Source organism: Thermus thermophilus HB8, from assembly GCF_000091545.1.
GTDB classification, from domain to species: domain Bacteria; phylum Deinococcota; class Deinococci; order Deinococcales; family Thermaceae; genus Thermus; species Thermus thermophilus.
The window spans coordinates 1,124,569-1,151,327 of sequence record NC_006461.1 but is presented as its reverse complement, the minus strand read 5'-3'; the positions used below and the strand labels follow the sequence as shown (position 1 = coordinate 1,151,327).

The 26,759-nt window shown below is 70.0% G+C and carries 33 protein-coding genes and 1 tRNA gene; 24 read left to right on the top strand and 10 right to left on the bottom strand.

The features are described 5' to 3' along the window. The gene (locus TTH_RS06140) at positions 1–525 is read left to right on the top strand and encodes a GNAT family N-acetyltransferase (protein ID WP_224065210.1); all 525 of its coding nucleotides are present in this window, start codon (positions 1–3) and stop codon (positions 523–525) included. Further along, positions 519–2,093, top strand: a complete 1,575-nt coding sequence (cimA, locus tag TTH_RS06135; RefSeq protein WP_011228516.1) for a citramalate synthase — start codon at positions 519–521, stop codon at positions 2,091–2,093. The genes TTH_RS06140 and cimA overlap by 7 nt, the downstream gene beginning before the upstream one ends. Here the strand turns inward: cimA and TTH_RS06130 are convergent. From TTH_RS06130 to TTH_RS06120, 3 genes are read right to left on the bottom strand one after another with little or no spacing between them, the layout of a single operon-like run. Continuing rightward, the gene (locus TTH_RS06130; RefSeq protein ID WP_011228515.1) at positions 2,074–2,598 is read right to left on the bottom strand and encodes a Uma2 family endonuclease; all 525 of its coding nucleotides are present in this window, start codon (positions 2,596–2,598) and stop codon (positions 2,074–2,076) included. The two genes, cimA and TTH_RS06130, sit on opposite strands and share 20 nt — an antisense overlap. Positions 2,599–2,605: 7 nt before the next feature. Next, positions 2,606–3,382: an ABC transporter permease gene (locus tag TTH_RS06125; RefSeq protein ID WP_011228514.1), complete on the bottom strand. Its 777-nt coding sequence runs from the start codon at positions 3,380–3,382 to the stop codon at positions 2,606–2,608. 56 nt (positions 3,383–3,438) lie between these two features. Then, positions 3,439–4,434, bottom strand: a complete 996-nt coding sequence (locus tag TTH_RS06120) for an ABC transporter ATP-binding protein (protein ID WP_011228513.1) — start codon at positions 4,432–4,434, stop codon at positions 3,439–3,441. 26 nt (positions 4,435–4,460) lie between these two features. Between TTH_RS06120 and TTH_RS06115 the strand changes: the two genes are divergently transcribed. The 12 genes from TTH_RS06115 to TTH_RS06060 all read left to right on the top strand — a co-directional run bounded on the left by TTH_RS06115 (position 4,461) and on the right by TTH_RS06060 (position 12,256). After that, a complete protein-coding gene (locus TTH_RS06115) occupies positions 4,461–5,234 on the top strand; it encodes an ABC transporter permease (protein WP_011228512.1) in 774 nt (257 codons plus the stop codon). A 72-nt stretch (positions 5,235–5,306) separates the two neighbouring features. Beyond that, positions 5,307–5,906 (top strand): glycerol-3-phosphate 1-O-acyltransferase PlsY, encoded by a 600-nt coding sequence (gene plsY / locus TTH_RS06110; protein ID WP_011228511.1) that lies wholly within the window; start codon positions 5,307–5,309, stop codon positions 5,904–5,906. A gap of 9 nt (positions 5,907–5,915) precedes the next feature. After that, positions 5,916–6,206, top strand: coding sequence for a nucleotidyltransferase family protein (locus TTH_RS06105; RefSeq protein WP_011228510.1), 291 nt, complete (start codon positions 5,916–5,918; stop codon positions 6,204–6,206). Between the two features lie 22 nt (positions 6,207–6,228). Then, complete coding sequence (locus TTH_RS06100; protein WP_224065209.1) at positions 6,229–6,537, top strand: HepT-like ribonuclease domain-containing protein; 309 nt, start codon at positions 6,229–6,231, stop codon at positions 6,535–6,537. Next, positions 6,530–7,213 carry a bacillithiol biosynthesis deacetylase BshB1 gene (gene bshB1 / locus TTH_RS06095; RefSeq protein WP_011228508.1) on the top strand — a complete coding sequence of 228 codons (684 nt, stop codon included), beginning with the start codon at positions 6,530–6,532 and terminating at the stop codon, positions 7,211–7,213. The genes TTH_RS06100 and bshB1 overlap by 8 nt, the downstream gene beginning before the upstream one ends. A gap of 43 nt (positions 7,214–7,256) precedes the next feature. Continuing rightward, entirely contained in the window at positions 7,257–8,162 is a 906-nt protein-coding gene (argF, locus tag TTH_RS06090; protein ID WP_011228507.1) for an ornithine carbamoyltransferase, read from the top strand. Positions 8,163–8,166: 4 nt separating this feature from the next. After that, a complete protein-coding gene (locus TTH_RS06085; protein ID WP_011173268.1) occupies positions 8,167–8,682 on the top strand; it encodes a Uma2 family endonuclease in 516 nt (171 codons plus the stop codon). A gap of 2 nt (positions 8,683–8,684) precedes the next feature. After that, positions 8,685–9,722 (top strand): N-acetyl-gamma-glutamyl-phosphate reductase, encoded by a 1,038-nt coding sequence (gene argC / locus TTH_RS06080; RefSeq protein WP_011173267.1) that lies wholly within the window; start codon positions 8,685–8,687, stop codon positions 9,720–9,722. Further along, positions 9,713–10,858 (top strand): bifunctional glutamate N-acetyltransferase/amino-acid acetyltransferase ArgJ, encoded by a 1,146-nt coding sequence (gene argJ, locus TTH_RS06075; protein ID WP_011228506.1) that lies wholly within the window; start codon positions 9,713–9,715, stop codon positions 10,856–10,858. The genes argC and argJ overlap by 10 nt, the downstream gene beginning before the upstream one ends. A 96-nt stretch (positions 10,859–10,954) precedes the next feature. Continuing rightward, positions 10,955–11,530: a hypothetical protein gene (locus tag TTH_RS06070; protein WP_011228505.1), complete on the top strand. Its 576-nt coding sequence runs from the start codon at positions 10,955–10,957 to the stop codon at positions 11,528–11,530. Positions 11,531–11,549: 19 nt separating this feature from the next. Beyond that, complete coding sequence (locus TTH_RS06065) at positions 11,550–11,822, top strand: hypothetical protein (RefSeq protein ID WP_011173263.1); 273 nt, start codon at positions 11,550–11,552, stop codon at positions 11,820–11,822. After that, on the top strand, positions 11,819–12,256 hold the full coding sequence (locus TTH_RS06060) for a DUF420 domain-containing protein (RefSeq protein WP_011173262.1): 438 nt from the start codon (positions 11,819–11,821) through the stop codon (positions 12,254–12,256). The genes TTH_RS06065 and TTH_RS06060 overlap by 4 nt, the downstream gene beginning before the upstream one ends. 119 nt (positions 12,257–12,375) lie before the next feature. Here the strand turns inward: TTH_RS06060 and TTH_RS06055 are convergent, their stop codons facing one another. From TTH_RS06055 to deoC, 7 genes are read right to left on the bottom strand one after another with little or no spacing between them, the layout of a single operon-like run. Further along, positions 12,376–12,915, bottom strand: coding sequence for a septum site-determining protein MinC (locus TTH_RS06055; protein ID WP_011228504.1), 540 nt, complete (start codon positions 12,913–12,915; stop codon positions 12,376–12,378). A gap of 4 nt (positions 12,916–12,919) precedes the next feature. Then, entirely contained in the window at positions 12,920–14,647 is a 1,728-nt protein-coding gene (locus TTH_RS06050; RefSeq protein WP_011173259.1) for a penicillin-binding transpeptidase domain-containing protein, read from the bottom strand. Then, positions 14,644–15,102 (bottom strand): rod shape-determining protein MreD, encoded by a 459-nt coding sequence (gene mreD, locus TTH_RS06045; RefSeq protein ID WP_011228503.1) that lies wholly within the window; start codon positions 15,100–15,102, stop codon positions 14,644–14,646. Before mreD ends, TTH_RS06050 begins: the two co-directional genes overlap by 4 nt. Before the next feature lie 10 nt (positions 15,103–15,112). Next, a complete protein-coding gene (gene mreC / locus TTH_RS06040; protein ID WP_011228502.1) occupies positions 15,113–15,901 on the bottom strand; it encodes a rod shape-determining protein MreC in 789 nt (262 codons plus the stop codon). Then, positions 15,898–16,461 carry a Maf family protein gene (locus TTH_RS06035; protein ID WP_011228501.1) on the bottom strand — a complete coding sequence of 188 codons (564 nt, stop codon included), beginning with the start codon at positions 16,459–16,461 and terminating at the stop codon, positions 15,898–15,900. Before TTH_RS06035 ends, mreC begins: the two co-directional genes overlap by 4 nt. After that, positions 16,437–17,567 carry a phospholipase D-like domain-containing protein gene (locus TTH_RS06030; protein WP_011228500.1) on the bottom strand — a complete coding sequence of 377 codons (1,131 nt, stop codon included), beginning with the start codon at positions 17,565–17,567 and terminating at the stop codon, positions 16,437–16,439. The genes TTH_RS06035 and TTH_RS06030 overlap by 25 nt, the downstream gene beginning before the upstream one ends. Beyond that, on the bottom strand, positions 17,557–18,219 hold the full coding sequence (gene deoC / locus TTH_RS06025; protein ID WP_011228499.1) for a deoxyribose-phosphate aldolase: 663 nt from the start codon (positions 18,217–18,219) through the stop codon (positions 17,557–17,559). The genes TTH_RS06030 and deoC overlap by 11 nt, the downstream gene beginning before the upstream one ends. Before the next feature lie 74 nt (positions 18,220–18,293). On the opposite strand from deoC, the gene ychF reads away from it, so the two are divergent. The 10 genes from ychF (at position 18,294) to TTH_RS05975 (ending at position 26,758) form a co-directional block, all read left to right on the top strand. Continuing rightward, entirely contained in the window at positions 18,294–19,400 is a 1,107-nt protein-coding gene (gene ychF / locus TTH_RS06020) for a redox-regulated ATPase YchF (protein ID WP_011228498.1), read from the top strand. Between the two features lie 20 nt (positions 19,401–19,420). Then, entirely contained in the window at positions 19,421–19,591 is a 171-nt protein-coding gene (locus TTH_RS11390) for a hypothetical protein (RefSeq protein WP_197525137.1), read from the top strand. Positions 19,592–19,868: 277 nt separating this feature from the next. Then, positions 19,869–19,942, top strand: a tRNA-Gln gene (locus TTH_RS06010). Between the two features lie 47 nt (positions 19,943–19,989). Next, a complete protein-coding gene (locus TTH_RS06005; protein WP_008631226.1) occupies positions 19,990–20,349 on the top strand; it encodes a PleD family two-component system response regulator in 360 nt (119 codons plus the stop codon). A gap of 16 nt (positions 20,350–20,365) precedes the next feature. After that, on the top strand, positions 20,366–22,453 hold the full coding sequence (locus TTH_RS06000) for a transglycosylase domain-containing protein (RefSeq protein ID WP_011228497.1): 2,088 nt from the start codon (positions 20,366–20,368) through the stop codon (positions 22,451–22,453). A gap of 10 nt (positions 22,454–22,463) precedes the next feature. Then, positions 22,464–23,198 carry an RNA methyltransferase gene (locus TTH_RS05995; RefSeq protein WP_011173250.1) on the top strand — a complete coding sequence of 245 codons (735 nt, stop codon included), beginning with the start codon at positions 22,464–22,466 and terminating at the stop codon, positions 23,196–23,198. Further along, positions 23,185–24,732 (top strand): sensor histidine kinase, encoded by a 1,548-nt coding sequence (locus TTH_RS05990; RefSeq protein ID WP_011228496.1) that lies wholly within the window; start codon positions 23,185–23,187, stop codon positions 24,730–24,732. Before TTH_RS05995 ends, TTH_RS05990 begins: the two co-directional genes overlap by 14 nt. A 61-nt stretch (positions 24,733–24,793) precedes the next feature. Beyond that, on the top strand, positions 24,794–25,279 hold the full coding sequence (locus TTH_RS05985; protein ID WP_011173248.1) for a low molecular weight protein-tyrosine-phosphatase: 486 nt from the start codon (positions 24,794–24,796) through the stop codon (positions 25,277–25,279). Beyond that, positions 25,242–26,030, top strand: a complete 789-nt coding sequence (locus TTH_RS05980) for a fructosamine kinase family protein (RefSeq protein ID WP_011228495.1) — start codon at positions 25,242–25,244, stop codon at positions 26,028–26,030. The genes TTH_RS05985 and TTH_RS05980 overlap by 38 nt, the downstream gene beginning before the upstream one ends. Further along, entirely contained in the window at positions 26,006–26,758 is a 753-nt protein-coding gene (locus tag TTH_RS05975) for a DUF4388 domain-containing protein (RefSeq protein ID WP_011228494.1), read from the top strand. Before TTH_RS05980 ends, TTH_RS05975 begins: the two co-directional genes overlap by 25 nt. Position 26,759 lies beyond the last annotated feature (1 nt).

Here is a 26,759-nt window from a genome sequence, read left to right as displayed (position 1 = left end):
GTGCGGATCCGTAGGGCCGGGCTAGAGGACCTCCCTGGGGTGGCTCGGGTCCTGGTGGATACTTGGCGGGCCACCTACCGGGGCGTGGTGCCGGAGGCCTTCCTGGAGGGGCTTTCCTACGAGGGGCAGGCGGAGAGGTGGGCCCAGCGCCTGAAAACCCCCACCTGGCCCGGTCGGCTTTTCGTGGCCGAGTCCGAGTCCGGGGAGGTGGTGGGCTTCGCCGCCTTCGGGCCGGATCGGGCTTCCGGCTTTCCCGGCTACACCGCGGAGCTTTGGGCCATCTACGTTCTTCCCACCTGGCAGCGTAAGGGCCTGGGGCGGGCCTTGTTCCACGAGGGAGCCCGGCTGCTTCAGGCAGAGGGCTATGGGCGGATGCTGGTCTGGGTCCTCAAGGAGAACCCAAAGGGGCGGGGCTTCTACGAGCACCTGGGCGGGGTGCTCCTGGGGGAGCGGGAGATTGAGCTGGGTGGGGCTAAGCTCTGGGAAGTGGCCTATGGGTTTGACCTAGGGGGGCATAAGTGGTAGAAATCCTGGACACCACCTTAAGGGACGGCACCCAAGGGGAGGGGGTAAGCCTCTCCGTGGACGACAAGGTGGCCATCGCGAGGCGCCTCGCCGCCTTCGGGATCCACCTCATTGAGGGGGGGTGGCCCGGCTCCAACCCCAAGGACGCCGAGTTCTTCCAGCGCATGAGGGGGGTGGACCTGGGGGCGGCGAGGCTTGCCGCCTTCGGCGCCACGAGGCGAAAGGGCCTCGCCCCCGAGGAAGACCCCTCGGTCCTCGCCCTTTTGGAGGCGGAGACCCCGGTGGTGGTCCTCTTCGGGAAGAGCTGGACCCTCCACGTTTTGGAGGCTTTGGAGACCTCCTTGGAGGAGAACCTCCGCATGATTGAGGAGACGGTGGCCTTCTTCGCCCGGAGGGGCAGGCGGGTGGTCTACGACGCCGAGCACTTCTTTGACGGCTACAAGGAGGACCCCGCTTACGCCCTCGCCACCCTCGAGGCCGCCTTCAGGGGCGGGGCCGACACCCTGGTCCTTTGCGACACCAACGGGGGGAGCCTCCCCGAGGAGGTCTACGCCATCACCAAGGCGGTGGTGGAGCGGTTTCCGGGGGTCCGGGTGGGCATCCACCCCCACAACGACGCCGACCTCGCCGTGGCCAACGCCCTCGCGGCGGTGCGGGCCGGGGCCACCCACGTCCAGGGCACCATCAACGGCTACGGGGAAAGGTGCGGCAACCTCAACCTCACGAGCTTCCTCCCCACCCTGGTCTTCAAGTACGGGATCCCCGCCATCTCCCCGGAAAAGCTGAGGGAGCTCAGGGAGGTTTCCCACTTCGTGGACGAAAGGGCCAACCTCACCCCCAACCGCCGCGCCCCCTACGTGGGGGAGGCGGCCTTCGCCCACAAGGCCGGGGTGCACGTCTCCGCCGTCCTCAAGAACCCCCGCACCTACGAGCACATCCCCCCGGAGTGGGTGGGGAACCAGCGGCGCTTTCTGGTCTCGGACGTCTCGGGCCGCTCCAACCTCCTCGCCAAGCTCCAGGAGCTCGGGGTGGACCTAAGCAAGGAGGAGGCCAGGCGCCTTCTGGACGAGGTCAAGGCCCTGGAGTACGAGGGCTACGCCTTTGAGGGGGCGGAGGCGAGCTTCTACCTCCTCGCCCACCGCCTGAAGGGCGGGAGCCTTCCCTTCAGCGTGGAGGGCTTTAGCGTCTTCGTCCACGGAAGGGGCCTTTCCACCGCCTGGGCCGAGGCCACGGTGCGGGTTAGGGTGGGGGAGAGCCTCCAGCACACCGCCGCGGAAAGCCCCTTCGGGCCCGTCTCCGCCCTGGATAGGGCCTTCCGCAAGGCCGTGTTGCAGTTCTATCCGGAGCTTTCCGAGGTGGAGCTCACGGACTACAAGGTGCGGATCCTCTCCGGCCAGGAGGCGGGGACGAACTCCGGGGTGCGGGTCATGGTGGAGATGAAGCGGGGGGAGGAGCGCTTCGCCACCGTGGGGGCGAGCGAGAACATCCTCGAGGCCTCCCTCAAGGCCCTCACCGACGGGTACGCCTACGCCCTCCTCTACCCGGTGGCTACGCCCAGGGGAGCCTGACCTCGGGGAAGGCGGAAAGGCTTACCTCTTCCTCGGGGGAGAGGAGCCGGATCTCCCGGTAGCGACCGCCCCGGGGGTCCCGGTGGGCTTCCAGGAGGTTCTCCTTTGGGTTCACGAGCCAGACCTCGGGGATGCCCGCCTCGGCGTAGAGGGGAAGCTTCACCTCCCGGTCAAACTCCAAGGAGGTGTCGGCCACCTCCACGAGGAGGAGGACGTCCTCCGGGGTGGGGAGCCGGTCCTGGTAGCGCTCCAAAGGGGGCTTAAGCACCATGAGGTCCGGCTCGGGCTCGGAGTCCTCGGAGAGGCGCAAGGGGGACTGGACGGCCACCACGGCCTTTCCCTTCAGGGCTTCCTGAAGTCTGGCATCCAACTGCGCCACCTTGTGCACGTGCTTGGGTCCGATGGGGCCCATCCGGTAGACCTCCCCCCGGAGGAGCTCCACGTGGGGCACCCCCTGGAAGGCTCGCTCAAACTCCTCTACCCGGAAGCGGTAGCGGGTGGCCATGCCTCCATTATGCCCCCTGGCCCGAGTAGCGCCTGAGGCCGAGCCGCCAAAGCAGGCGGGAGAGGAGGAGAAAGCCCACGCCCCAGAGGAGCATGATCCAGAGGCCGGGGAAGAGGGCGACCTCCTGCCCGGCGAGGAGGGCGGCGGGGAGGTAGACGAGGTAGGGGAAGGGGGTGAGGAGGGCGAGGCTTTTCAGGGGTTCGGGGAAGACCTCGAGGGGGGCGATGGTCCCCGAGAGGAAGAGGTAGAGGAGGAAGAAGACCTCCTCCACGCTGGTGGCCCGCTCGGTCCAGAAGGTGAGGAGGGCGGTGGTGTACTGCATGGTGTAGCGGAGGAGGAAGGCGAGGACGGTGAGGCCGAGGCCCAAGAGGAAGGCCCCGGGCTCCGGCAGAAAGCGGGCCTCGGGGAAAAGGGCGAAGAAGAGGAGGGTGAGGAGGACGACGAAGGGAAGCCGGGCGAGCCTTTCGGCGGTGTGGGCGGCCAGGTGGTCAAAGAAGGGGTCCAAGGGCCTAAGGAGCCGGAAGGAGAGCCTCCCCTCCACCACGTCCCGCTCAAACTCCCACACCACCCAGACCACCGTGGCCTGGCGCACCAGGAAGACCATGAGGAAGTAGCGGGCGAACTCCCCCGGGCTTAGGGGAAACTCCCCACCCCTTGCGGCCTCGGTCCAGACCCCGAGGAGGATCAGGGGAAGCGCCCCCGCCAGGGCCCAGAGGAAGAGCTCCGCCCGGTACTCCAGCATGTAGGCCAGGTAGACGGAGAGGAGGGTCCCTGCCTTTCTCATCGTTCCTCCGCGCTATCCCCAGGGCCGGCCACCGAAGCCCTTGCGCCGGCATGGGGTCATACCGCCTCCTTGGGGCTTTGGAAGACCTTGGCGATGACCTCCTCCAGGGGGGGCTCCCGGACCTCGAGGTCCTCCACGGGAAGCCTCTTTAGGATCTCCGCCACCCTCTCCGTGAGCCTTTCCCGGGGCACGAGAAGCCGCCCCTCCCGCCCCTCCAGGGCCCGCACCTCGCCGAAGGGGAGGAGGGCCTCCCGGGGAAGGGGGCTTCCCAGGGTGAGGCGCACCTCCCGGTAGGGGGCGAAGCGCGCCAAAAGCCCCTCCAGGGCCCCGTCGTAGAGGAGCCTGCCCTGGTGGATGACCAGGACGCGTTCAGATAGGGCGGCGATGTCCGCCATGTAGTGGCTCGTGAGGAGGACCGTGGCCCCATAGCGGCGGTTGTACTCCCGGATGAACTCCCGGACCGCCACCTGGGCGTTCACGTCCAGGCCCAGGGTGGGCTCGTCCAGGAAGAGGACCTCCGGGCGGTGGAGGAGGGCGGCCAGGAGCTCGGCCTTCATCCTCTCCCCTAAGGAGAGCTTGCGCACGGGCTGGTGGAGCTTCTCCGTGAGGGAGAGCATCTCCGCAAGCTCCAAGACCCGCTTTCTGAACTCCCCTTCCGGGATCTCGTAGATGGCGGCGTTCAGGCGGAAGGAGTCCATGGCGGGGAGGTCCCAGATGAGCTGTTGCTTGTTGCCCATGACCAGGGTGATCTTCCTGAGGAAGGCCTTCTCCCTCCTCCAGGGCACGTGCCCCGCCACCAGGGCCTTGCCCCTCGTGGGGTGGACAAGGCCGGTGAGCATCTTGAGCGTGGTGGTCTTGCCCGCCCCGTTGGGGCCCAAAAACCCCACCACCTCCCCGGGAAGGATCCGGAAGGAGACCCCTTCCACGGCCCGGATGGTCTGGTAGCGTCGGCGGAGGAAGTGGCGGAGCGTCCCCAGGAGGGAGTCCTCCTTCAGGGCCACCCGGTAGTGCCGGGTGAGGCCTTCCGCCACCACGATGGGGCTTGCGCCCATCATGCCTCCAAGTCTACCTTGGGAGGGTGCGCTACCTCCGGGTTTTGCGCCTTTTTCTCCTCACCTCCTTGGCGGCGGAGATGGAGTATCGGGCCAACTTCTACCTGGGCCTCCTCTCCTCCTGCCTCACCCTCCTCGGCGCCCTCTTCGGCCTCCTCCTCCTCTACCAGGGGGGGTACAGGCCGGGGGGGTGGCGGCTGGAGGAGGCCCTTTTGGTCCTTTCCGCCTTCACCCTGCTTCAGGGCCTGGGGAGCACCCTCCTCGCCCCCAACCTCAACAAGATCGTGGAACACGTGCAGCAGGGGACCCTGGACTTCGTCCTCCTCAAGCCCATAGACCCCCAGTTCTGGCTCTCCTTCCGCGCCTTCTCCCCCTGGGGCCTGGGGGACTTCCTCTTGGGGATGGGGCTTCTCCTTTACGCGGGGGAGCGGCTTGGCCTTGGGCTTGGAGGCTACCTTCTCTTCCTCTTCTACCTGGCCTTGGGCAGCGTCATGCTCTACAGCCTCTGGTTCCTCCTCGCCACCACCAGCATCTGGTTCGTGAAGATCTACAACGTCACCGAGGTCCTGCGGGGGCTCCTCGAGGCGGGGCGGTTTCCCGTGGGGAGCTATCCCGCCCTTTACCGGGTCTTCTTCACCTTCGTGGTACCCGTGGCCTTCCTCACCACCGTGCCCGCGGAAGCGGCCCTGGGGAGGGGAGAGGCCCCCTTTGCCGCCTTCCTCCTCGCCCTTGGCCTTTTGGCCCTGGCCCGGGGGTTTTTCCGCCTGGCCTTGAGGAGCTACACCTCGGCGAGCAGCTAGGCCCTCCAATAGGGCCTCGCCACAGCCTTGGTTCGGACATAGGTGCCCGCGCCGAGGGTAGAATGCGGGGGCATGACGGCAGCGGTTTGGACGCTCCTTCTCGCCTACCTCTTCGGCTCCGTGCCCGCCGGGGTGCTGGTGGCCCGCACCTACGGGGTGGACCTCCGCAAGGTGGGCTCGGGGAATATCGGGGCCACCAACGTCCTCCGCGCTTTGGGCTGGGGCCCGGCTTTGGTGGTGGCCTTCTTTGACGTCTTCAAGGGCGGGATCGCCGTCCTCGTGGCCCGGGCCTTTGGCCTTTCCGACTGGATGCTGGGCGGGGTGGCCTTGATGGCGGTTTTGGGCCACAACTACTCGGTCTTCCTCCGCTTCCGCGGGGGGAAGGGGGTGGCCACGAGCTTCGGCACCCTCCTCTTCCTGGACCCCGTCTTGGCCCTCTGGACCTTTCCCATAGGGCTAAGCGTCATCCTCCTCACCCGCTACGTCTCCGCGGGGAGCATGACCGGGGGGGTGGCGGCCTTCGTCCTCTCCCTGGCCTTGGGCAGGCCCCTTTGGGAGGTGGCCACGGTCTTCCTCATGGCCCTCCTCATCTTCTGGACCCACCGGGAAAACCTCAAGCGCCTCCGGGAGGGGACGGAGAGGCGGCTTGGAGAGCGGGTGGAGGCACGCTAGACTGGAGGTGTGCGGAAGGAGGAGGTCCTGGCCCTGCTCCGGTCCCGTTGGCCTGAGCTATGCGCCCTGGGGGTAGCGGAGCTCTACCTCTTCGGCTCCTTGGCCCGGGGTGAGGCCCGGCCCAGGAGCGACGTGGACCTGCTGGTGGCTTTTGCCACTCCGCCGGGCTTTGAGGGCTACTGGCGGGTGAAAGAGTTTTTGGAAAGCCTCCTGGGGCGGCCCGTGGACTTGGTGATGAAGGGGGCCTTGAAGCCCTGGGCGGTGTCCGAGGTGTTGGGCGAGGCCGTCCGTGTCGCGTAGCCATCGGCTTTTCCTTCGGGACATGCTGGAGGCCTGTGAAAAGGTCATGCGCTCCGAGGGCCTTGATTTTCACGCCTTCGTCCGAAACGAGCTGGTTTACGATGCCGTGCTTCGCAACCCGGGGGTCCTCGGTGAGGCGGCGAAGAAGGTGCCCGACTCCGTGCGGGCCCGCTACCCCTCGGTGGAGTGGCGGGCGATCGCCGGTTTGGGGGACGTTTTAGCCCACGCCTACTTCGCCTTGGACGACGCTACCCTTTGGGATATTGTGGCCCACAAGGTGCCCGCGCTCGCGGAGGCGCTTCGGCGGATTCTGGAGGAAGGGGATGCTTGACCTCTTGGTCGTCGCCCCCCACCCCGACGACGGGGAGCTGGGCTGTGGCGGGACCCTGGCCCGGGCCAAGGCCGAGGGGCTTTCCACGGGGATTTTGGACCTCACCCGGGGGGAGATGGGCTCCAAGGGCACCCCGGAGGAGCGGGAGAAGGAGGTGGCCGAGGCGAGCCGGATCCTGGGGCTGGACTTTAGGGGAAACCTTGGGTTTCCCGACGGGGGGCTCGCCGACGTCCCGGAGCAGCGGCTAAAGCTCGCCCAGGCCCTGAGGCGGCTTCGGCCCCGGGTGGTCTTCGCCCCCCTCGAGGCCGACCGCCACCCCGACCACACCGCCGCAAGCCGCCTCGCCGTGGCCGCGGTCCACCTGGCGGGCCTGAGGAAGGCCCCCTTGGAGGGGGAGCCTTTCCGGGTGGAGAGGCTTTTCTTCTACCCGGGGAACCATCCCTTCGCCCCGAGCTTTCTGGTCAAGATCTCCGCCTTCATAGACCAGTGGGAGGCCGCGGTTTTGGCCTATAGGAGCCAGTTTACGGGGGAGGCGGCGAGCGAGACCGTGGGGCCCAAGGGGGTGGAGGCCCGCAAGGCCATGCGCCGCTACTGGGGGAACTATTTGGGGGTGGACTACGCCGAGCCTTTCGTAAGCCCTCTTCCCGTGCTTTACGTGCCCTGGTCCCGGGCCTAGGCCCTTGCATAAGTTTGCGGGCACAGGGTATGCTTAAGGCCTCATGGGGGGAGAGGCCCTGACCCTGCCCAAGGACCTTCTGGACTTTTCCGGCTACGGCCCCAAGGAGCTTCAGGCCCTTCTGGACCTGGCGGAGCAGCTAAAGCGGGAGCGCTACCGGGGGGAGGACCTCAAAGGGAAGGTCCTCGCCCTCCTCTTTGAGAAGCCCTCCTTGCGCACCCGGACGACCCTCGAGGTGGCCATGGTCCACCTGGGGGGGCACGCCGTTTACCTGGACCAGAAGCAGGTGGGCATCGGGGAGAGGGAGCCCGTGAGGGACGTGGCCAAGAACCTGGAGCGCTTCGTGGAGGGGATCGCCGCCCGGGTCTTTCGCCACGAGACGGTGGAGGCCCTGGCCCGCCACGCCAAGGTCCCCGTGGTGAACGCCCTCTCCGACCGCGCCCACCCCCTCCAGGCCCTGGCGGACCTCCTCACCCTGAAGGAGGTTTTTGGGGGGCTTGCGGGCCTCGAGGTGGCCTGGGTGGGGGACGGAAACAACGTCCTGAACTCCCTTCTTGAGGTGGCTCCCCTGGCGGGCCTTAAGGTGCGGGTCGCGACCCCCAAGGGCTACGAGCCCGACCCTGGCCTTCTCAAGCGGGCGAACGCCTTCTTCACCCACGACCCCAAGGAGGCCGCCTTGGGCGCCCACGCCCTCTACACCGACGTCTGGACCAGCATGGGGCAGGAGGCGGAAAGGGAGAAGCGCCTCCGGGACTTCCAGGGCTTCCAGGTGAACGGGGAGTTGCTCAAGCTCCTCCGCCCGGAGGGTGTCTTCCTCCACTGCCTCCCCGCCCACTACGGGGAGGAGACCACGGAGGAGGCGGTCCACGGGCCGCGGAGCCGGGTCTTTGACCAGGCGGAAAACCGCCTCCACACCGCCAAGGCCGTGCTTCTTACCTTGCTAAAGTAGGGGTATGGTCCGGCCCTACCGCTTTAGCCTGGAGGAGTTCCTGAAGCTTCCCCTTCCCGAGCGGGGGGTGGAGCTTCTAGAGGGAGAGATCTACCAGATGGCGCCCATAGGTCCTCGGCACGCCTACGCCGTAAACCGCTGGAACCGGGTTTTTTCCAGTCTTCCCGAAGTCTTTGTCCAGGTGCAGGGGCCCTTGGCCCTGCCCCCGGACACCTACCTGGAACCGGATCTTGCCCTGCTTCGGCCGGGGGACTACCGCGAGCGCCTGCCCCGCCCGGAGGATGTTCTCCTTGTGGTGGAGGTGGCGGACGCGTCCTTGGACTACGACCTCACCAAGAAGGTCCCCCTCTACGCCAAGGCCGGGGTGCCGGAGGTCTGGGTCCAGGACCTCCTGGGGGGAAAGCTCCTCCTCTTCCGCACCCCGGAGGAAGACCACTACCGGGAGCAGATCTGGGTGAGGCCTGGGGAGAGGGTCTCCCCCCTCGCCTTTCCCGAGGCCTTCTTGGAGGTGCCGTGGTAAGGGTGGGGATCCTGGGGGCCTCGGGGTACGGGGGGGCGGAGCTTTTGCGGCTCCTCAAGGCCCACCCCGAGGTGGAGCTCGTGGGGTTTTCCAGCCGCAAGTACGAGGGAAGGCCCCTGGAGGCCGCCTGGCCCCAGCTTTGGGACGGAAGGCTCTTCGCCGCCCAAGAGGAGGTCCTAGAGCGGGCGGAGGTGGTCTTCCTCGCCCTTCCCAACGGGCTTTCCATGGAGATCGCCCCCGAGGCCCTTAAGGCGGGGAAGCGGGTGGTGGACCTCTCCGGGGACTTCCGCCTGCCCCCCGAGGTCTACGAGGCTTGGTACCGCATCCCCCATAAGAGCCCTGACCTCTACCGGGAAGCGGTCTACGGCCTTCCCGAGCTCCACCGGGAGGAGCTTAAGGGGGCGAGGCTCGTGGCCAACCCGGGTTGCTACGTGACCGCCGCCACCTTGGCCCTCGCGCCCTTGGCGGCGGAAGGGGTCCTGAAGGGGGCCTTCGTGGTGGGCCTGAGCGGGGTCTCGGGGGCGGGGCGGGAGGCCGAGGGCACCGCCTTCGCCGAGGTCAACGAGAACCTCAAGCCCTACAAGGCGGGGGGCACCCACCGGCACATCCCCGAGATGGAGCGGAACCTGGGGAGGATTTTGGCCCAGGGGAGGCGCGTCCGCACCCACGGGGAGGCGAGGGCGGTGCGGCTTTCCTTCACCCCCCACCTGGTGCCCATGACCCGGGGGATCCTGGTCACCGCCGAGGCGGAGGTGGAGGGCGCTTGGAGCCAGGAGAGCCTAGAGGCGCTTTACCGGGACTTCTACGCCGGGGAGCCTTTCGTGCGGGTCCTTAAGGGGCTTCCCGAGACCAAGGCCACCCTGGGGAGCAACCGGGTGGACGTGAGGCCCCTCTACGAGGAGAGGACGGGGCGGGTTTTGGTCTTCGCCGCCCTGGACAACCTGGTGAAGGGCATGGCGGGGCAGGCGGTGCAGAACCTCAACCTGATGCTGGGCCTTCCCGAGGAGACGGCGCTTCCCAAGGAGGGGTTATGGCCGTGAGGCTTCCCAGGGGCTTTAGGGCGGGGGCCACCCGGGCGGGGATCAAGCCCTCGGGAAGGCCCGACCTCGCCCTTTTGGTCTCCGGCTTGCCCGCGGCCTGGGCCTACGCCGCCACGCAGAACCGGGCGGCCGCGCCCTCCATCCACCGGGGAAGGGCGCTTTACGCCTCGGGGAAGCCCTTGAGGGCCGTGGTGGTGAACGCCGGCAACGCCAACTGCGCCACCGGGGAAAGAGGCTACGAGGACGACCGGCGCATGGCCGAGCTCGCCGCCTTGCGCCTCGGGCTTTCCCCGGAGGAGGTCCTCACCGCCTCCACCGGGGTGATCGGGGTGCCCTTGCCCGTGGAAAAGATCGCGAGGGGCTTGCCCGAGATCGGCCTCACCCCCTTCGCCGAGGCCTTCGCCGAGGCCATCCTCACCACGGACACCCGCCCCAAGGTGGCCGAGGCCGAGGTGGCGGGGGCCAGGATCGTGGGCCTCGCCAAGGGAAGCGGCATGATCCACCCCAACATGGCCACCATGCTCGCCTTCCTGGTCACGGACGCCCTGGTCCCCCAGGAGGCCTTGAGGGCCGGGTGGCGGCGGGTAGTGGAGCGCACCTTCAACCAAGTCACCGTGGACGGGGACACCTCCACCAACGACCTCGCCCTCCTCATGGCCAACGGGGCCTACGGGGAGGTGCCCCTGAAGGCCTTCTTTGAGGGGGTGGAGGCCGTGGCCCAAGAGCTTGCCCGCATGATCGCCCGGGACGGGGAGGGGGCCACCAAGCTCATGGTGGTGCGGGTGGTGGGGGCGGCCACGGAGGAGGAGGCGCGGCGGGCGGCGAGGGCCATTGCGGGAAGCGCCCTCTGGAAGAGCGCCCTCTACGGCAACGACCCCAACTGGGGGAGGATCCTGGCCGCCCTCGGCAACTCGGGGGCCCGGTTTGACCCCTTGCGGGTGCGCATCGTTCTCCAGGGGATTCCCCTCTACGAGGGCGGGGTTCTTCCCTTTGACCGGGAGGAGGCGGGCCGGGCCATGCGGGCCGAGGAGGTGGAGGTCCTGGTGGACCTCCGGGAGGGGCAAGGGGCAGGGGAGGCCTACGGCTGCGACCTCACCGAGGACTACGTGCGCATCAACGCCCTTTACACCACCTGAGCCTCATCTAGGATGAACTTTGGAGGTGAAGCGATGAAGCGGTTTTTGGGTCTATTCGTGGTGATCCTCAGGTAAGGGGAGGCTATGATGGGGGGGATGCGCTGGCGTCCCCTCCTTTTGCTTTTCCTCCTCTCCGCCTGCGCCCGGCCCGACACCCTGCCGCCCGAGGTGGGCCTCGTTTATCCCCAAGGGGGCGGCGTGGCCCCTGGCCGGAGCCTGCTCGCGGAGGGGTACGCTTTTGACCCCTCCGGGGTGGTCTCCGTCCGGGTCAACGGGCGGGAGGTCCTCGAGGCCCCCTCCCGGGGCAAGCCCCTGGTGGCCTTCCGCTTCCGCCTGGAGGCCCCCTCCTCGGGCACGGCGGAGATCGTCCTCGAGGCCGAGGACGGGGTGGGCAACCGGGCGACGCGGCGGGTCGCCTTCACCCTGGACAACGATCCCCCGAGGATCCAACTGGAGCGCACCGAGCGCCTGGAAGGGGGGCTCGTCCGGGTCTACGGGCGGGTGGAGGACAACGTGGGGGTGGAGCGGGTGGTGCTTTTGGAGAAGGGGCGCTACCTGCCCCTTTCCTTGCCCAAGGGCACCTCGGTCCCCTTCGCCGTGGTGGCCTCGCCGGGGAGCGTCCTCATCGCCGTGGACGCCGCGGAAAACCGCGCTAGCCGGAGGCTGCCCTAGGTGGTAAACTGCCCCGGCGATGGGGATCGCGGGTTCCCTCGAGGACCTGGCCCGGGCCCTCCGCGGCACGCCCCCCGAGGCCCGGAACCTCTCCCGGCTACAGGAGATCGCGAAGCTTTTGGAGCGGTTCCCCCCGGGGCGGGAGCGGGACGGCCTTCTGGCCGTGGCCTACCTTCGGCTCTACCAGGTGGTGAAAAGGCCGGAGTACCTTTTCCGCGGGTACAGCTACGCCCGCACGGCCCGGGTGGAGGAGGTCCGGGCCCTGGCGGAGCGGCTTTGGGAGGAAAGATGAAGGAGCTGCTTGGACTCTTGGCGGTGTGGAGCATCGCCCTTTCGGGGGCGGGGGTGGTGGTGGGCGTGGCCCTCATCCGGCGGGGAGAGCGGGTCTGGCACCACCGGGTGATGCTTTTGGCCACCGCCTTGGCCGCCCTCTTCCTCGTCTTCTACCTGGCCAAGTGGGGGCTTTACGGGACCACGGCCTACGGGGGGCCGGAGGCCTGGCGGGGGGCCTACTACCTCCTCCTCTTTACCCACACCCTCCTCGCCGCCCTGAACGGTCCCCTGGCCCTCTACGTCATCTGGCGCGCCCTTCGGGGGGAGTTCGCCCTCCACAGGCGTTGGGCCCGGATCCTCGTTCCCGTCTGGCTCTACGTCGCCCTCTCGGGCTGGGTCATCTACCTGGTGCTCAAGCGCTACGGCGTGGAGCGGGGAGGGATCGCCTTCTAACCCACCCCGTGCCGGCTTGGGCCAGCGCGGGGGAGGGGCCCTCCCGCACCCTCCCTGAGGCCGAGGCGCGGAGGCTTGAGCGCCTGCCCCTGGGGCTTCTTGGAGCGTCCCGGCCAGGGCTAGGGAAGGGGCTTCCTCCCCCAGGGCTCCACCACGATCCGGCCCTCGAGGGCCCGCACCACCTCGGGCCCCAGGCCTTCCTCGGCCTCCTCCGGGGCCTGGGCCAGGTGGGGGCCGATGCGCACCTGCTTGGCCCGAAGCTCCAGGGCGAAGATGAAGCGCTCCTCGTCCCCCGAGGCCCCGGCGTGGGCCAGCCCCATGAGGCGGCCCACCACGATCACGTCCCCGCCCGCCACCACCTCGGCCCCGGGGTTCACGTCCCCGAGGACGACCACGGTGCCGGGGTACTCCACCCGTTGCCCGGCCCGGAGGCCCCGGGGCACCACCAGGGTGCCCTCCACCACCCGTCCCCGCGGGGGGACGAGGGTGAGGGGCCTTCCCAGGGCGAGGAGGGCCTCCAGGGTCTCCTGGGCGACGGGCCCCGCCACCTCCACCTCCAGGGGAAGCCCCTCGGGGAGGCTTAAGCGGCGCACGTCCTCGGGCGTCTCGCCGCCGTCTAGGCGGAGGGCCAGGGCCTTGGGCGTGGCGCGGAGGCGCATGGCGCTATTTTATCCCCCAGTAGGCGGCCATCACCTTGCGGACCGCGGGCAAGGCCACCCGGCTGCCCTCCCCGCCGTTCTCAAAGAAGGCCACCACGACGAGGGGCGGGTAGGGGCTCCCGTCGGTGGGGCCGTAGCCCATGTACCAGGCGTGCTCCAGGCCGCGGCGCTTCCCCGGGGTTTCGGCGGTGCCCGTCTTGCCCCCCGTGGGCACGGGGAACTCCCCTAGGACGAAGCGGGCGGTCCCCTCGCTCACCGTCTTGCGCAGGCCCTCCTGGAGGACCTTCCAGTACCGTCCGGGGACCTTTTCCCACCGGGGCTGGACGGGAACGCCCCCGATGGCCTTCACCAGGTGGAGGGCGGGCTTGTTTCCCCCGGTGGCGATGGTGGCGAGCATGCGGGCGATCTGGGCGGGGGTGGCGAGGACGGCCCCCTGGCCGATGGCCACGGAGAGGGTCTCCCCGGGGTACCAGGGCTCGCCCAGGGCCTCCCGCTTCCAGGCCCGGGTGGGGAGGAGGCCCGTCTTCTCCGCCACCTCGAGCCCCGTGGCCTCCCCCAGGCCCAAAAGCCGGGCCCGCCTCGCCAGGCGGTCCACGAAGCCCAGGGGGTCCTGGGCCACCGCCTGGTAGTACCAGGTGTTGCAGCTCCAGGCGATGGCCTCCCGGACCGTCATGGGGCCCATGTCCCGGCTCGCCCAGTTGCGCCGCACCTGGCCGCCGAAGACGATGTAGGGGCTGCAGCGGTAGGTGGTCGCCGGGGTCACGTACCCCTCCTCCAGGAGGGCGTAGCTCGTGGCCAGCTTGAAGGTGGACCCCGGGGTGTAGGGCTGGACCGCCCGGTTGAGGAGGGGGAGGTTCTTGTCCTCAAGGAGCGCCTTCGCCTCCTCCGGGACGGGGCGCTTGGCGAAGAGGTTGGGGTCAAAGGAAGGGGCGCTGGCCATGGCCAAGACCTCCCCCGTGGTGGGGTCCAAGGCCACGATGGCCCCCTTCACCTGCTTTTCCTCGGGCAGGCCGTTCAGCCTTCTCCCGGCGTTGATGTCGGCGAGGGCCTCCTCCAGGGCCTTTTCTGCGGCCCGCTGGAGGGCGAGGTCCAGGGTGAGGACCACGTCCTGCCCCGGGGTGGGCTCCTCCAGGACGGTCTCCCGAAGCCTCTCCCCCCGGACGTTCACCTCCACCGCCCGCACCCCCCGCTTGCCCCGGAGGTAGGGCTCCAAAGCGGCCTCGAGGCCCGCCTGCCCCACCTCCTCCTCGGGGCTGTACCCCTGCTTTACCTGGGCGGCGTTCGCCCGGAGGACGTACCCCATGACGGGGCCGGAGATGGGGTTCGGGTAGTACCGCTCAATCCTTTCCCGGAGGTAGAGGTTCTTCTGCCCGGCGGTGAGCTCCTCCAGGGTGGGCCTTAGGGCCTCGGGGACGCCGGCTTTCAGGACCGTGGGCTCCGTGACCTGGGGAAGGTCTTCCAGGCCCAGGAGGGGGAGGAGCCTCTCCTTGAAGGCCACCTCCCCCCCGGTGTAGACGAGGTCCACCACCAGCCGGTCCTGGGCCAGGACCCGCCCCTTCCGGTCCAGGATCTTGCCCCGGGGGGCGGGGATGTCCTCGGTCTTCAGGTAGTTTCCCTGGCTTCGCAGGGCGTAGCGCTCGTACTCCAGGACCTGGAGCTGCCACGCCCGAAGCCCGAGGAGGAAGAGGGCCAGGGCGAAGAACAGGGCCAGGGCGTGGATCCTCCCGGTCATGCCTTCGGTTCCTCCCGCGCCTTGGGCCTAAGGGGCCAGAAGAAGGCCAGGGAGAGGAGGCCCTCCCCGAGGGGAAGCCAGGGGAAGAGGGCGGGCAGGTCCAGGCGGAGCCAGTAGGCCACGAGGAAGTAGCCGAACCACTTCCCGAGGAAGGCCAGGGCGAAGGCGGCGAGGGCTCCGGCGGGGCTTCTCAGGTCCAGGTAGCGGGCCGCCCCGTAGTAGGCGTAGGCGGCGAGGAGGAGGCCCACGGCGTGCAGGCCGAGAAGGCCGAAGCCCAGAAGGTCTTGGAGAAGCCCCACGAGAAAGGCCAGGGCGAGGCCGAGGAGGGGAGGCCTCGAGGCGGCAAGCCAAAGGGCGTAGACCAGGAAGAGGTCCGGGGCGGGCCAGCCCTCGGGGAGGAGGGCCTGGAGGAGGCCCGAAAGGAAGAGGAGGAGGACCAGGTAGACCAAGGCCACGGCGCCACCTCTAGAGGGGCCTCAGGACCACCACCTCCTCCAGGAGGGAGAGGTCCACCAGGGGCCTGGCCCAGGCCCGCACCTTGAGGCCGCCTTGGGCCCGTTCCACCCGTTCCACCCGGCCCACGGGGATCCCGTCCGGGAAGAGGCCCAGGGTGGCCCCGGTGAGGAGGAGGTCCCCCGGCGCCACCGCCACCGTGGGGGGAAACTCGGCCACGAGAAGCCCCGGGGGGGCGCCCCGGGCCACGCCCCGGCCCGGCTTCTCCCCCACCCGGACCCCCACCCGGCTTTCCGGATCCAGGAGGGTGCGCACCAGGGCGCGGTGCGCCTCCACCTCCACCACCAGGCCCACGAGGCCCTGGGGGGCGGTCACGGGCATCCCGGGGCGGAGGCCGTCTTGGCTCCCCAGGCCGAGGACCAGCCTGCGGTAGAGGCCGGAGGCGTCCTCGGCCACCACGGGGGCCACGGCCACCACCCCTGGGGCCTGGCCCGCCTTCACCTCCAGGGCCCGGGCGAGCCGGGCCACCTCTAGCCGGAGCCGGGCGTTTTCCGTGGTAAGGCGGGCCACCTCCTCCTTGAGCCTTTGGTTCTCCGCCAGGAGGTCCTGCCGCGCGGAGAGGGCGCTCCAGGCGGCCCGGAGGTTCTGGCCCAGGCGGTGGCCGAGGTGGAGGGGAAACGCGGTGAGGGGGGAGAAGGAGAGGGCGAAGCCCGGGGCCAGGGGGCGGGTGAGGGCGGCGAGGGCGAGGCCCAGGGCGAGGAGGAGGGCGAGGAGGAAGCGGGGGAGGAGGTGCTCCCTCACGGCCTGAACCCCCGCGCCCAGAGGAGGGCGAAGACCCGGGAGACGGGGAGGCCCACCACGGTGTAGAAGTCCCCCTCCACCCGCTCCAGGAGGGCCATGCCGAGCCCCTGGGCCCCGTAGCCCCCCGCCTTGTCCAGGCCCTCGCCGCTTCCCACGTACCAGGCGATCTCCTCCTCGGAAAGCGGCCGGAAGAAGACCCTGGCCGTGTGCACCTCCTCCACCACCTCCTTTGGGGTGCGGAGGTAAAAGGCGGTGTGCACCAGGTGGAGCCTGCCCGAGAGGCGCCTTAGGAAGAGGCGGTTTTCCTCCGGGTCCTTGGGCTTGCCCAGGACCTCCCCGTCCAGGTCCACCACCGTGTCCGCGGCCAGGACCCACTCCCCCTGCACGGCCTCCCCCTTGCGCCGGGCCAGGGCCTGGGCCAGGGCCTTGGGGGGGAGGGGGAGGCCCTCTTCCTCCACCCCGGGGACCGCAACCCGGATGGGGTAGCCCAGGGCCTCGAGGAGGGCTTTCCGCCTGGGGCTTCCCGAGGCCAGGATCAGAGGGGGCTTCCCGCTTCCCAAAGCCGCAACACCTCCTTCCGGTAGCGCTCCGCCAGGCTCGGGCTTTTGAGCACGAGGAGGTTCTCGTTGTTCACCTCGTGGGCCCGGACGGAGAAGTTGTAGCTCCCGGTGACCACGTAGGTGCCGTCCAGGACCATGACCTTGTGGTGCATGGTGTAGGGGTTGGCGTCCTGGCGCACGGGGACGCCCGCCCTAAGGAGGTCCTCCTCCCGGCTGTCCCCCAGGTTGCGCCTTTCCAAAAGGATCCGGACGGAAAGACCCCGGCCGTGGGCTTCCTTAAGGGCTTCCACCAGTTCCCGGTCCGTGAGGACGAAGGCCGCCACCAAGACCTCCCTTTGGGCCTCGGAAAGCCGCTTCAGGAGGGCTTCCCGGGCGAGCCTCCCTCCCCTTGGGCTGAAGTAGGCCACGCCCTCCACCGCCTCCAGGGCGAAGGCCACGGGCTGGCCGAGGCCTTCCTTCTGTCCGCCGAAGAGGGCCTCAAACTCCCGCGCGTACCCCTGGGCCAGGGTGGGGGAGGGGAGGAGGAGGCTGTTCTCGTTGTTCCGGGCGAAGGCGTTCCAGGTCATGTTGGTGCTCCCCGTCCAGACGGCCCTCCCGTCCACCACCAGGAACTTGTGGTGCATGAAGCCTTCCCGCTCGTCGTAGCAGATGGGGATCCCCGCGACCTCCTCGCAGTCCAGGGAGAGGGGCCTGACCCGCTCCTTGAGCTCGGCGAAGCGGACCCTCGGGGGCTCCTCCCTCTGGCCCAGGCTCGCCGCCACCAAATAGCGGCGGAAGTCCTCCCGGTAGTCGCTTTCCCCGTAAAGCCGCACCCTCACCCCCCGCGCCTTGGCCCGGAGGAGGCCCTGGGCGACCTCCAGGTCGCGGAACTCGTAGAAGGCTCCTTCCAGGCTTTCCCGGGCCCCGTCCATGAGGGCGAGGAGGCGAGCCTTGGCCCTCGGCCCTTCCTCCGGCATGAAGTAGACCTCGGCCTCTCCCGTCTCGGCGGGCGGGGCGGGGCCCGGCCGGAGCTCTTGGAAGAGCCAGACCAGGACGAGGACCAGGAGGAGGAGGTAGCCGGGAAGCCCGGCGATCGCCTTCCTGCCCCGGCGCCTCCTAGTAGCCAAGGGTCCCCCCTTCCCCCGCCACCAGGGCCACGCCGCTGGAGGTCCCGAGGCGGCTCGCCCCGGCCTTCAGCATCCTCAGGGCGGTCTCCCGGTCCCGGATGCCCCCTGCGGCCTTCACCTGGGCCCGCCCCTGGGCCACCCGGACCAAAAGCGCCACGTCCTCGAGGCTCGCCCCCCGGGGGCCGAAGCCCGTGGAGGTCTTGAGGAAGTCCGCCCCGCCCCGGATGGCCGCCTCGGCCAGGCGGGCGATCTCCTCCGGGGAGAAGTACCCCGTTTCCAGGATCACCTTGAGCACCGCTTGGGGAACGGCCTCCCGCACGGCCCGCACCTCGGCCTCCAGGTAGTCCAGGTCCCCCGCCTTGGCCCGGCCCAGGTGGAGGACCATGTCCACCTCGTCCGCCCCCCGGGCGCAGGCGAGGGCCGCCTCCAGGGCCTTCACCTCCTTCTCCTGGTAGCCCAGGGGAAAGCCCACCACCGTGACCAGACGGAAGGGCGCGTGGGGGTAGCGGGCCCTGACCCAGGCCACGTAGGAAGGGGGGATGCAGAGGCCATAGAAGCCGTACTCCAGCGCCTCCTCCGCTGCCTTCGCCACCTCCTCGAGGGTGGCGGTGGGCTTGAGGAGGGTGTGGTCAATGTGGGCGGCCAGGTCCATACCCCGCCATCATACGAGACCCACGTGATAGGATGGAAAGAGGCCCCGCTTGGGGCTTTTTTTGAGGTCCTAAGATGCTTGCCGTAGGAATCGTAGGTCTACCCAACGTGGGCAAGTCCACCCTCTTCAACGCCCTCACCCGGGCGAACGCCCTCGCCGCCAACTACCCCTTCGCCACCATAGACAAGAACGTGGGGGTGGTGCCCCTGGAGGACGAGCGGCTTTACGCCCTGCAGCGGACCTTCGCCAAGGGGGAGCGGGTTCCGCCCGTGGTGCCCACCCACGTGGAGTTCGTGGACATCGCCGGGCTCGTCAAGGGGGCCCACAAAGGGGAGGGCTTGGGCAACCAGTTCCTGGCCCACATCCGCGAGGTGGCGGCCATCGCCCACGTCCTCCGTTGCTTCCCCGACCCCGACGTGGTCCACGTCATGGGCCGGGTGGACCCCTTGGAGGACGCCGAGGTGGTGGAGACGGAGCTCCTCCTCGCCGACCTCGCCACCCTGGAGAGGCGGCTTGAGCGCCTAAGGAAGGAGGCGAGGGCCGACCGGGAGAGGCTTCCCCTCTTGGAGGCGGCGGAAGGCCTTTACGTTCACCTCCAGGAAGGCAAGCCCGCCCGCACCTTCCCCCCTTCCGAGGCGGTGGCCCGCTTTCTGAAGGAAACCCCCCTCCTCACCGCCAAGCCCGTGATCTACGTGGCCAACGTGGCCGAGGAGGACCTGCCCGACGGCCGGGGAAACCCCCAGGTGGAGGCGGTGCGGCGGAAAGCCCTGGAGGAGGGGGCCGAGGTGGTGGTGGTCTCGGCGAGGCTCGAGGCCGAGCTCGCCGAGCTCTCCGGGGAGGAGGCGAGGGAGCTTCTCGCCGCCTACGGCCTCCAGGAAAGCGGCCTCCAGCGCCTCGCCCGGGCGGGCTACCGCGCCCTAGACCTCCTCACCTTCTTCACCGCCGGGGAGAAGGAGGTGCGGGCCTGGACCGTGCGCCGGGGGACCAAGGCGCCAAGGGCCGCCGGGGAGATCCACTCCGACATGGAGCGGGGCTTCATCCGGGCCGAAGTCATCCCCTGGGACAAGCTGGTGGAGGCCGGGGGGTGGGCGAGGGCCAAGGAGCGGGGCTGGGTGCGCCTCGAGGGCAAGGACTACGAGGTCCAGGACGGGGATGTGATCTACGTCCTGTTCAACGCCTAGCCTTTTCCCAGACTGGCCTTATGGCCGCGACCGTGCGGGTGGAACTTTCCCAGGTGGGTCCCTCCACCTCGGAGGGGGTGGTGCGGGGGAAGCACCGCGTCCTGGTGGACCGTCCCGTGGAGAAGGGCGGGGAGGACCGGGGGCCATGGGGGGCGAGCTCCTCCTCGTGGCCTTGGGGGGCTGCTTCTTGAGCAACCTCCTCGCCGCCATCCGGGCCCGGGAGGCCCCCATCCAGGAGGTGCGGGTGGTGGTGGAGGGCACCTTGGCCGAGGCCCCGCTACCGCCAGGTCCGCCTGGAGGTCCAGGCCAGGACCGAGGACAGGGTCCTTCTGGAGAAGCTCGTGACCGTGGCGGAGCGGGCCTGCATCGTGGCCAACACCCTGCGGGGGGGTGTGGACCTCAGGTCCGGGTGGTTTGACCCGGGCCCACCCATGGGCTAAAATCCCCTCTGGGCCTTTGGCCCTGCGCTGGGGCGTCGTCTAACGGCAGGACAGCGGACTTTGGATCCGCCGGTGGTGGTTCGAGTCCACCCGCCCCAGCCAAGTTTTTTTTCACAAGGTTTTCGCAGGTTCCCCAATAAAATGCGCCCGTGGCGGCCTCCTTTGACGGCCTCCTCCTGGTGAGCCCCCACGAGCCCCTTTGGGTCTACGCGGAGCTTGCCCTGGAGCCCAAGGGGCTTCCCGTCCGCTACTTCGCCTCGGCCAAGGAGGCCCTCTTCTGGTTGCGCGACCACACCCCGAAGGCCATCCTCCTGGACACCGATTTGGACGTGGACCCCTTCGCCGTCGCAAGCCGCATCCGCCACGTGCGCAGGCTCAAGGAGGTGCCCGTCGCCGTCCTCATCCCCCCTTCGGAAAAGCTCCGCACCACGGCGGAGGTCGTCCGGGTCCAGGCCATGGAGAAGCCCCTGACCCGCGAGAAGCTCTACCGCTTTTTGGGCCTGGCGTAGGGGTTTGGGTAAACTGGTGGCCGTGCGGCTTGCGCGGTTACTCCTCTGGGGCCTTTGGGGGGCGGTTTTGGGCGGGGCGGGGGCGTTGGGGTATTTGGTCTACGCCTACACCCGGGACCTGCCCGACCTCTCCGCCTTTGAGAGGCTCCGGCTCACCGCCACCACCACCCTCTACGCCCGGGACGGCTCCACCCTCGCCCTCCTCGCCAGCGTGGAGGACGGGCGGGCCATCAACCGGAGCCTGGTCCGCCTCTCTGAGGTCTCGCCCGCGGCCCTCGCCGCCATCGTCTTCTCCGAGGACCGGCGCTTCTACAGCCACTACGGCGTGGATCCCGTGCGCCTTCTCGGGGCCCTGTACGCGGTGCTCACCGGGGACCTCCAGGGGGGGAGCACCGTCACCACCCAGGTCATCAAGAACACCCTCCTCAAGGAGCTCGCCCAGGCCCGCACCCTGGAGCGCAAGGTGAAGGAGTGGGTCCTGGCCCTGGAGCTGGAGAGGCGCTACACCAAGGCGGAGATCCTGGAGATGTACCTCAACGTGGTCCCCTGGGGGGGGAACGCCGTGGGCATCCGGGCCGCCGCCGAGGCCTACTTCGGCAAGGACCCCGCGGCCTTGACCCTCGCCGAGGGGCTCTATTTGGCGAGCCTCATCCCCGCGCCCAACGCCCGCTACCAGGACCTCGAGGGGGTGCGCCGCCGCATGCGCCGGGTCCTGGACGAGATGGTCCGGGAGGGCTGGATTACGGAGGCCCTGGCGGAGCGGGCCTGGAAGGAGCCGCTTAAGCCCAGGGGCTGGGAGGTGCGCTACGACGAGGAGGGCAACCTTCTGGAGGCCCGCCTGGTGGACCCGGAGGCCCGCATCCTCCGCTCCGTGGACTACCGCCTCGCCCCCCACTTCGTCCTCGAGGTGCGGCGCTTCCTGGAGGAGCGCTTCGGCAAGGAGAAGGTCTACGGGGAGGGGGGGCTTAAGGTCTACACCACCCTGGACCCGAGGATGCAGGAGGCCGCGGAGAAGGCGGCCCGGGCGGCCCGGCTTCCCGAGGGGGCGGACCTCGCCATCGTGGGCCTGGACCCGGAGACGGGGGAGGTCTTGGCCATGGTGGGCGGGGTGCGCCGGGAGAACGACGAGTACAACCGGGCGACCCGGGCCCTGAGAAACCCGGGGAGCGCGGTCAAGCCCTTCGTCTACGCCGCCGCCCTGGAGGCGGGCTGGACCCAGGTGACCCTGGTGCCCGACCGGCCCATGGAGTTCAAGGACCCGAGCCAGCCTGGGGGCGTCTGGCGGCCCAAGAACTTCTCCGGCACCTTCCTGAACCGGGAGATCACGGTGCGCTACGCCCTGGACCTTTCCCTCAACCTCCCCGCCGTCTACACCGCCCAGGCGGTGGGCCTGGACCGGGTGGCGGCGAAGCTCGCCCAGGCGGGGTTCGCGGTGCGCTACGCCGTCCCCGCCATCGCCATCGGGGGGGCCTCCATTACCCCTGTGGACCTGGCCGCGGCCTACGCTGCCTTCGTCAACGGCGGCTACCGGGTGGCCCCCCTCCTGGTCCTGCGGGTGGAGGACCAGGAGGGCCGGGTCCTGTACCAGGCCACCCCCCACAGGACGCGGCTCTTCAGCCCGGAGGTGGCCTACCAGGGTTGGGACCTCCTCAAGGGGTACGTCTACGACCTGGGGGAGAAGGGCCTCGCCAAGGGGGCCAGGATCCCGGGGCGGGTGGTGGGGGGGAAGACGGGCACCACCAACGAGGCCCGGGACCTCTGGTTCGCCGGGGTGACCCGGGGGCTTTCCGCCGTGGTCTGGGTGGGGCGGGACGACAACCGGCCCCTCAGGATGGGGGGGAGGGAGCCCAGTAGCTCCGTGGTCAACCCCCCCATCTGGCGGGACTTCGTGGCCGAGGCCCTAAAGGGGCGCCCTGGGGGCGACTTCCCTCCCCCTTCGGGGCTTGTGCCCGTGCGGGTGGACCTGGAGACCGGCCTGCCGAGCGAGAAGGGGGTGGTGGTCTACGTGCCCGAGGGCAAGGTGCCCTCGGGGAGGCCCCCGGAGGAAAGCCCCGCCTTGCCCCTTCCCCTCCCCCTCCTCACGCCCCCGGGGGGCGGGCTTTAGGAGGTCTTGCGTGGAGCGGGTGAGGATCGTCCTGGTGGAGCCCCAGGAGCCGATGAACCTGGGGGCGGTGGCCCGGGCCATGCGGAACTTCGGGCTTTCCCGCCTCTACGTGGTGAACCCCCCGCCCCGGGTGGGCCCGCCCTGGGCCAAGGAGGCCTACTGGCTCGCCGTCCACGCCGAGGAGGTGCTGGAGAAGGCCCAGGTGGCGGGAAGCCTCCTGGAGGCCCTTCGGGGGGCGCAGCTCGTGGTGGCCACCACGGGCCGTCCCCGGGAGGTCTACCCCGCCCCCGTCGCCCCGGCCTGGGAGGTGGCGGACCGGGTGGCGGCCTTCCCGGGGGAGGTGGCCTTGGTCTTCGGGCGGGAGACCTTCGGCCTCACCAACGAGGAGCTGGAGCTCGCCCACCTCATCGGCTACATCCCCACGGCCCCGGAGCAGCCCTCCTTGAACCTGGCCCAGGCGGTGGTGGTCTTCGCCTACGAGCTCTTTAAGCGCCAGGGAAAGGGGGTGGGCCTGAGGGAGGGGGGCGAGCCCGCCCCGGTGGAGGCCCTCGAGGCCTTCTTCCAGGACCTGGGGCGGTACATCCTGGAGATCGGCTTCACCGACGAGCGCCGCTTCCCCTACGCCATGCGCCGCCTCCGGCGGATCTTCCACAAGGCCGGCCTCACCCTGGGGGAGGTCCAGATGCTCCGGGGCCTCCTCCACCAGAGCCGCTTCGCCCAGAGGAGAAAGGATGACGGAGCATAGCCTCTACCGCCTCGTCCGCCTGGCCCAAAGGCTTCTGCCCCCCGCCATCGCCCTGGTGGTCCTGGCCTTTGAGCTCGCCCTTTCCCCCTTTGACCACACCAGCGCCCTCTTCTGGCTCCGTCTGGGCTTCTACGGCCTCGTGGGACCCCTGGTCACCTACGCGGTCCTGGAGTGGATCGCCCAGGAGGTCCTGGAGAAGGCCCGGGCCGAGCGGGCCCTGGAGGAGGCGAACCGGAGGCTCCTCGCCTCGGAGCGGGTCTTCCGCGAGGCCCTGGCGAGCGAGAACCTGGAGGAGGCGGTGCTGCGCATCGCCCGGGGCCTGGAGGAGACCCTGGGCTACCCCGTGGCCCTCGAGGCCGAGGGGGTGCGCTCGGGGGAGGGGTGCGGGGGCCGGCGGGTGGCCCTGCCCGGGCTTAAGGGGCACTTGGAGGCCTGCGGGGACGGGACGGACCAGGTCTTCCTGGAGGTCCTGGCCCACGAGGTAGCGGGGGCGCTCCAGGCGGTGGTGGCCCGGAGCCGCGACCTCCTCACCCTCTTTGAGGTGGACCAGGCCCTGAAGGCCGAGGCCAACCTGGACCGGCTTCTGGAGGGGCTTTTGGACCGGATCCGCGCCTGGGCGGGGGCCGAGGGGGGTGGGGTCCTCCTTTTGGACGAGGAGGGCTTTCTCCTGGCCCGGGTGGTCCAGGGGCTTGCCCTTCCCTCCCACCCCTTCCTCCCCGAGGGGGCCTGGAAGGCGGCGCTCCAGGGCCCGGTCTTCGTGGAAAAGGGGGTCCTGGCCCTCCCCTTGAAGGCGCGGGAGCCCGTGGGGGTGCTCGTCCTCAAGGGCGAGGACCTCTCCCGGCGCATCCCCTTCCTCTCCTTCCTCGCCTCCCAGGTGGCCCTGGCGGTGCGGAACGCCCAGGCCTACCTGAAGGCGGAGGAGCTCGCCATCAACGAGGAGCGCACCCGCATCGCCCGGGAGATCCACGACGGCCTCGCCCAAAGCCTCGCCTTCATGGCCCTGAAGCTGGACCTGGTGGAACGGCTTTGGGAGAAGGACAAAGAGGCGGCCCTGGGGGCCCTCGCCGAGGTGCGGGAGACCCTTAGGGCCCAGATCCGGGAGGTGCGCCGGAGCATCTTCGCCCTCCGGCCCATTGACCTGGAGCGCTACGGCTTTTTGGAGTCCTTGCGCCGTTACGCCCAGGCCTTCGCCGAGCAGGCGGGCTTTAGGGTCCAGCTTTCCCTTCCCGAGCGCGTGGGCCTCTCCCAGGCGAGCGAGCTCGTCCTCTTCCGCGTCCTGCAGGAGGCCCTCACCAACGCCGCCAAGCACGCCAGGCCCACCCGGGTGGAGGTGGTGTTGGAGCCCTTGGGGGAGCGGGGGGCGAGGCTCGTGGTGCGGGACAACGGCCGGGGCTTCGCCGTCCCCGAGGCCCAGGGCCTGGGCGGGTTCGGCCTCACCCAGATGCGCGAAAGGGTGGAGGCCCGGGGCGGAAGGTTCTGGGTGGTCTCGGCGCCGGGGCGGGGGACGGAGGTGGGGGCGGAGGTGCCTTACTGAATCTCCCACCGCGGCGAAGGCCTGGAAAGGGTCTTTCCGCCGCGAACGGTATCATGGGGGCATGGACCGGCCCGTGCGCGTCCTCTTCGTCTGCCTGGGAAACATCTGCCGTAGCCCCATGGCCGAGGGCATCTTCCGCAAGCTCCTGAAGGAGCGGGGCCTCGAGGACCGCTTTGAGGTGGACTCGGCGGGCACCGGGGCCTGGCACGTGGGCGAGCCCATGGACCCCCGGGCGAGGCGGGTGTTGGAGGAGGAGGGGGCCTACTTCCCCCACGTGGCCCGGAGGCTCACCCGGGAGGACGTCCTGGCCTACGACCACATCCTGGTCATGGACCGGGAGAACCTGGAGGAGGTCCTGAGGCGCTTCCCCGAGGCCCGGGGCAAGGTGCGCCTGGTGCTGGAGGAGCTCGGCGGGGGCGAGGTCCAGGACCCCTACTACGGGGATCTGGAGGATTTCCGGGAGGTCTACTGGACCCTGGAGGCGGCCTTGCAGGCCTTCTTGGACCGGCATGGATCCCCTAGCCCTGCTGCGGAAGGCCGGGCTTGAGGCGGAAGGCCCGGCCCTCCCCCTCCACGGGGGGGACATCTCCCGGGTGTGGCGGGTGGGGCGGTTCGTGGTGAAGACGGCCCAGGACCCCCCGCCCGGCCTCTTCCGGGCCGAGGCCCGGGGGCTTCAGGCCCTGGCCGAGCGGGGGGTGCGGGTGCCCCGGGTCCACTGGGTGGGGGAGGAGGGCCTGGTCCTGGCCTACCTGGAGCCGGGGCCCGAGGACTGGGAGGGCCTGGCCCGGACGCTCGCGGCCCTCCACCGGAGGCGGGAGGGGAGCTACCTGGCCGAGCCCGGCTTCCTCGGCACCTTCCCCCTTCCTGGGCGGGAGGGCGGGGAGTGGACCGCCTTCTTCTACGAGCGGTGCGTCCTCCCCCTCCTCGAGGCCACCTGGGACCGGCTTCAGGGCCTCGGCCCCAAGGTGGAGGCCCTCTACCAAAGGCCCCTTCCCGCCGAGGGCCCCGCGCCCCTCCACGGGGACCTCTGGCACGGGAACGTCTACTTCGCCCGGGAGGGGCCGGCCCTCCTGGACCCCTCCTTCTTCGTGGGGGAGCGGGGGGTGGACCTGGCCATGATGCGCCTTTTCGGGGGGTTTCCCCGGAGGTTCTGGGAGGTCTACGGGGAGCTTTACCCCGTCCCCGAGGAGGTGGAGAGGGCCCTTCCCCGCTACCAGGTCTACTACCTCCTGGCCCACGTCCACTTCTTCGGCCAGGGCTACTTGGGGGCGCTGTGGAGGGCGATTTCCGCCTCTTAGGCCCCATAGACCTCCTCCAGCTCCTCGCCCAAGGGGGGAAGACGGGGGCGTTCCGGGTGGAGGGCGGGGAGGTCTATTTGGAGCGGGGCCGCCCCGTGCACGCCGCCTATGGGGGAGTGGAGGGGGCGGAGGCCCTCCTCGCCGTCCTCGCCCTCAAGGAGGGGCGCTTCCGCTTCTTCCCGGGGGAGGCCGCGCCCAGGCGGACCCTGGAGGGCCCGCTGGAGGCCTACCTCCTGGAGGCGGTCCGGCGCCTGGGGGAGGGGGTGGAGGTGGGGCCCTTTGACCTGGTGCGGCCCACGGCGGCGGGCCTCGAGGCCCAGGCCACCCTCGAGCCCGAGGCCTTCGCCCTGCTCCAGGCGGCCTCCGGGGGGAAGAGCCCCTTGGACCTCGCGGCGGCCACGGGGCTTCCCCTGGGCCGGGTGCTCCAGGGGCTTGGGCAGCTCGCCCGCCTGCGGCTCGTGGAGGTCTCCCCCCGGGTGCCCCGCACCGCCAGGCTCCGGGTGGCCTTAGGGGGGAAGGGGGCCCAGGTGGACGCCCTCCTCCTTAAAGCCTGGCGGGAGCACTTCGGCCGGGTCTTCCGGGTCCGCGTCCGGGCCGGGGAGCGGGAGGTCCTCCTGCCCGTGGAGGGCGCCGAGGGCCTCGGGGTGGTGCTCAGCCTCTCCCCGGAGCTCCTCCTCTTCCACGGCCTGAAGGCGGGGGAGGAGGTCCTGGTCTGGCCCGAGGTATAGT